The sequence below is a fragment of the Streptomyces sp. Isolate_45 genome, from assembly GCF_024721315.2.
Lineage (GTDB): Bacteria > Actinomycetota > Actinomycetes > Streptomycetales > Streptomycetaceae > Streptomyces.
This window is the reverse complement of record NZ_JANFAK020000364.1, coordinates 1-1,313: the sequence shown is the minus strand read 5'-3', so window position 1 is coordinate 1,313 and position 1,313 is coordinate 1. Positions and strand designations below refer to the sequence as shown.

Annotated in this window: 2 protein-coding genes; both read left to right on the top strand. The window is 74.6% G+C overall.

Annotated elements, in window-relative coordinates:
• Positions 1-20: 20 nt before the first annotated feature.
• A complete protein-coding gene (locus NOD94_RS41090; RefSeq protein WP_281211346.1) occupies positions 21-644 on the top strand; it encodes a DUF5947 family protein in 624 nt (207 codons plus the stop codon).
• Positions 641-1,313, top strand: a 673-nt coding sequence (locus NOD94_RS41085; protein ID WP_281211345.1) for a DUF6084 family protein, incomplete at its 3' end; no start/stop codon positions are given. The genes NOD94_RS41090 and NOD94_RS41085, both read left to right, overlap by 4 nt.

Genomic DNA, 1,313 nt, shown 5'->3' with positions numbered 1-1,313 from the left:
CGCAGGTCGCCCCGCGCGGCCTGCGCCGGTTCGCGGGGCCCCGCCCGCCCCGCCCCGAGACCTGCGAACTGTGCGGGGTGGTGGTGCCCGAGGACGGTCACCGCCACCTGGTGGAGACCGAACGGCGGGCGCTGGTCTGCGCCTGCACCGCCTGCGCCCTGCTGTTCGACCGGCCGGGCGCCGTGACCGGCCGGTTCCGGGCCGTCCCGGACCGCTACCTGACCGATCCCGGGCACCGGCTCGACGACAACGCCTGGGAGCTGTTGCAGATCCCCGTCGGCGTCGCGTTCTTCTTCCGCAACGCCGCGCTCGACCGGCTGGTCGCCCTCTACCCGAGCCCGGCCGGAGCCACCGAGAGCGAACTCGACCCGGAGACCTGGCAGACCGTACTCGGCTCCAGCCGGCTGGCCGCGCTGCTCGAACCGGACGTGGAGGCCCTGCTGTTGCGCCGCTCCGCGGGGCGCACCGAGTGCCATCTGGTGCCGATCGACATCTGCTACGAGCTGGTGGGGCGGATGCGCCTGCTGTGGCAGGGCTTCGACGGCGGGGCCGAGGCCCGGGCCGCGCTGGACGCCTTCTTCGCGCAGGTCGCGCGTCGGGCGAAGGTCCCGGCCAGGGCCGGGGAAGGGGTGTCGCGGTCATGACGGCGACGACGGACTTCACCTTCACGTGCAAGGGCGTGCGGGCCGACGCCTACGCCGCCGGGCCCACGCTCGTCTTCCGGCTCGGCATCACGGCGGGTCCCGGGGTACGGGTGCACGCCCTGGCCCTGCGCTGCCAGCTGCGGATCGAGCCGGCCCGGCGCGGGTACGCGACCGCCGAGGCCGAGGGGTTGGCGGACCTGTTCGGGGCCCGCTCCCGTTGGGGCAACACCCTCCAGCCCGTGCAGTTCGCGCAGGTGTCGGTCATGGTGCCCAGCTTCACCGGGGAGACCGAGACCGACCTGGTCGTGCCCTGCACCTACGACATGGACATCGCGGCGACCCGGTACTTCAACGCCCTGGAGGACGGCGAGGCCCCGCTGCTGATGCTGTTCTCCGGCACGGCCTTCACGGGTGACGGCGGCTTCCGGGTCGAGCCGGTGCCCTGGGACCGCGAGGCCTCGTACCGGATGCCCGTCGCGGTGTGGCGGGAGATGGTCGAGCAGCACTTCCCGGGCTGCGGCTGGCTGCGGCTGCCGCGTGACGCCATGGAGGAACTGCTCGCCTACCGTTCACGGCACGCGCTGTCCTCCTGGGAGGCGACCGTACGGTCGCTGCTCGGCGCGGCGGCCGACAGCGCGGCGGCCGGCGCCGCGCCCCCGCCGGACGGGC